Genomic DNA, 3,548 nt, shown 5'->3' on the forward strand with positions numbered 1-3,548 from the left:
GACGGGCCGCGGCGCGGCCGCCTGCGGACCGGCGTGCAGGAAGTCGCGGACCTGGGCCATCGTCCAGCGGTCGCCGGGCTCGCGGGCCATCGTCGCGGCGAGGAGCGGGCGCAGCCAGCCGGCGTCGTCGAGCCGCGGCGGGTCCTCGTGGACGATGCGGTAGAGCGCGCCGAGCACGTTGTCGCCGACGTCGTACGGCGGCCGCCCGGCCAGCGCGTGGAAGAGCGAGGCCCCGAGGGACCACACGTCGCTCGGCGGGCTCGCGAGCCGGCCGCTGGCGACCTCCGGCGCGAGGTAGGCGGGGGAGCCGGTGACCAGGCCGGTCTGCGTGAGGGACGCATCGGCCTCCGCGCGGGCGATGCCGAAGTCGGAGATCTTCACCCGGCCGTCCCCGGTGACCAGCATGTTCGACGGCTTGACGTCGCGGTGGACGATGCCCGCGGCGTGGGCCGCCGCCAGCGCGTCGGCCGCCTGGCCGAGCAGGACGGCGGCGGCGTCGGGCCCGAGCCGGCCGCGCGTGCGGACCAGCTCGGCGAGCGTGGTGCCGGGGACGTGCTCCATCACCAGCCACCGGTCGTCGCCGTCGTCGACCAGGTCGAAGACCGCGACGACGTGGGGGTGGTTGAGCCGCGCAGCCAGCCGGGCCTCGCGCTGCGCCCGCTCGAGGTCGGCGCTGTCGCCGCCGGGGGCGAGGCCGATCCGCTTGAGGGCGACCTGCCGGCCGAGCACCTCGTCGCGGGCCAGCCAGACAGCACCCATGCCGCCCCGGCCGATCTCGCGGTCGAGCGAGTACCTCCCGGCGATCACCGTCTCGGCTCCTCCTCGTCCGTCCGCCTGCCGCGCGTCTGCGGACCGAGCCAGCCTAGCGACGGCCGGGCCGAGCCGGGTGGGCGGACGAAGGGCCCATGCGGCAGGCTTGGAAGCAGGTACCCAGCCCGACGGAAGGCCCATCGTGTCCCTCGACCCCACCCTCCTCGACGACCTCGAGTGGCGTGGACTCATCGCCCACTCGACGGACCTCGACGCCATGCGCGAGGCCTTTGCCGCGGGGAGCGTGCGCTTCTACGTGGGGTTCGACCCGACCGCCCCGAGCCTGCACATGGGTCACCTCGTGCAGGTGCTCACCGCGCGGCGGCTCCAGGAGGCCGGCCACACGCCGTACGCCCTCGTCGGCGGCGCCACCGGCATGATCGGCGACCCGCGCGACTCCGGCGAACGCACGCTGAACTCCCTCGACACCGTCCAGGAGTGGACCGACCGCGTCCGCCGCCAGATCGAGCCGTTCCTCTCCTTCGAGGGGGACAACGCTGCCACGATGGTCAACAACTACGACTGGACCGCCCAGGTCTCGGCCATCGACTTCCTCCGCGACATCGGCAAGCACTTCCCGGTCAACCGGATGCTCGCCCGCGACGTGGTCAGCCGGCGCCTCGAGGCCGGCATCAGCTACACCGAGTTCAGCTACGTGCTGCTGCAGTCGATGGACTTCCTCCACCTCCACCGGGCCGAGGGCGTCGACCTCCAGCTCGGCGGCTCGGATCAGTGGGGCAACCTCACCGCCGGCGTCGAGCTGATCCGCCGTGCGACCGGTGACCGGACGCACGCGTTCGTCACGCCGCTGCTGACCAAGGCCGACGGCACGAAGTACGGCAAGACCGAGGGCGGCGCGCTCTGGCTCGACCCGGAGATGATGTCGCCGTACTCCTTCTTCCAGTTCTGGCTGAACGTCGAGGACGAGAAGGTCCCCGAGCTGCTGCGCGTCTTCACCTTCCTCTCCCGCGAGGAGATCGAGGAGCTCGAGGCCACCCACGCCGAGAAGCCGTTCCTCCGTGCCGGTCAGAAGGCGCTCGCCGAGCACGTGACGACGCTGGTCCACGGCGCCGAGGAGACCGAGCGGATCAAGGCCGCCTCGGCCGCGCTCTTCGGCGGCGGCGACCTGAGCGGGCTCGGCGGCTCGACGCTCGGCTCGGCGCTGCGCGAGGCCGGGTCGGTGACCGTCGACCGCGCGGACGGCCTGCCAGCGGTGGTCGACCTGCTCGTGCTGACCGGCCTGGCCTCGAGCAAGGGCGAGGCGCGCCGCACGATCGGCGAGGGCGGTGCGTACCTCAACAACGTGCGGGTCGAGGACGTCGAGGCGGTCCCGGCCGAGTCCGACCTCGTCGACGGCGCCTGGCTGGTGCTCCGCCGCGGCAAGAAGAAGTTCGCCGGCGTCGAGGTCCGATGACCACCTGGCTGGCCGGCCTCGAGGAGCGGGCGCGCGCTGTGCTGCCCGCGCCCGTCCTCGAGTACGTCGCGCAGGGCGCGCGCGAGTCGGTCAGCACCGCCGAGGCGGTTGCGTCCTGGAGTGCCTTCCGGTTCCTGCCGCACGTCATGCGGGACGTCACCGACGTCGACCCGGGGGTCGAGCTGCTCGGCCGCCGGACCGAGCTGCCCTGGGGCGTCGCCCCGACCACCCTGCAGCGCGTGGTGCACCCGGACGGCGAGCTCGCGATGGCGCGGGCGACCGCCGCCGCTTCTGGACTGCTGGTCGTGTCCAGCAACGCGGGCACGCCGTTCGCCGAGATCGGGGCCACCGGCGTCCGTTGGTGGCTCCAGGCCTACCTGCCGGCCGACCGCACCCTGGCCGAGCCGATGCTCGCCGGGGCCGTCGAGGCCGGAGCGGAGGCAGTGGTCCTCACCGTCGACACCCCGGTGGTCGGCACCAAGTACGCCGTCGGCGAGAGCATCTGGGCGACGGTCGACCCGGCGCTGGTGCGCGTGAACTTCGGGCCCGGCCACGAGGAGCGACCGGGCGCCGACAAGGCGACCGACCTCGGGCCGCACGACCTGGACTGGCTGCGTGAGAGCACCGGCCTGCCCGTGGTGGTCAAGGGCGTGCTCCGCCCCGACGACGCGCGACGCTGCGTGGACGCCGGCGCCTCGGCGGTCTGGGTGAGCAACCACGGCGGCCGCCAGCTCGACCGGGCCGTCCCGACGGCCGCGGCCCTGCCGGACGTGGTGGATGCCGTCGGCGCGGACGCCCAGGTGTACGTCGACGGGGGAGTGCGCAGCGGGCTCGACGTCCTGGCGGCGCTCGCCTCCGGTGCCGATGCGGTCTTCCTCGGCCGCCCGCCCGTCTGGGCCCTCGCCGAGGGCGAGGCCGGCGTCGCCCGGCTGCACGCGGAACTGCTCGCGGAGACGGTCGAGGCGCTCCGTCTGGCCGGGTGCCGACGCGTCGCGGACACCCGCGACCTGCTCGCGGCGCCCGCCCTACCCGCGACCTGACCAGGCCAAACAGTCCTGTGCTCGCCGTCACGCCGTCTCGGTTTGGTGTTTCCCGCGGGGCCCGTCTAATGTTTTCTCTGTCGCCAGGGAGCGGCGGGGAGCAAGGCCGGTCTGGTCGGGCTTCCGGCCCCGGTGCGATGGTCAGCCTTCAGGGCACCCGTCTAATGTTTTCTCTGTCGCCAGGGAGCGGCGGGGAGCAAGGCCGGTCTGGTCGGGCTTCCGGCCCCGGTGCGATGGTCAGCCTTCAGGGCAGCGAGAGATCGCGGTGGTCTTGTGGTGCGTGT

General features: G+C 73.7%; 3 protein-coding genes. 2 read left to right on the forward strand and 1 reads right to left on the reverse strand.

The window, feature by feature from the left end:
• Nucleotides 1-807: serine/threonine-protein kinase (locus H7344_RS16255; protein WP_186347060.1), on the reverse strand; the 807-nt coding region annotated here is incomplete at its 3' end.
• Nucleotides 808-952: 145 nt separating this feature from the next.
• On the opposite strand from H7344_RS16255, the gene tyrS reads away from it, so the two are divergent.
• Complete coding sequence (tyrS, locus tag H7344_RS16260) at nucleotides 953-2,224, forward strand: tyrosine--tRNA ligase (RefSeq protein WP_186347061.1); 1,272 nt, start codon at nucleotides 953-955, stop codon at nucleotides 2,222-2,224.
• Complete coding sequence (locus H7344_RS16265; protein ID WP_186347062.1) at nucleotides 2,221-3,264, forward strand: alpha-hydroxy acid oxidase; 1,044 nt, start codon at nucleotides 2,221-2,223, stop codon at nucleotides 3,262-3,264. The genes tyrS and H7344_RS16265 overlap by 4 nt, the downstream gene beginning before the upstream one ends.
• The last annotated feature ends 284 nt before the right edge of the window (nucleotides 3,265-3,548 follow it).

Source organism: Nocardioides deserti (assembly GCF_014266025.1).
GTDB lineage: Bacteria > Actinomycetota > Actinomycetes > Propionibacteriales > Nocardioidaceae > Nocardioides > Nocardioides deserti.

Bases quoted from the DNA above. Each gene is read 5' to 3' on its own strand.
- H7344_RS16265 (WP_186347062.1), top strand. From the start codon at position 2,221: ATGACCACCTGGCTGGCCGGCCTCGAGGAGCGGGCGCGCGCTGTGCTG.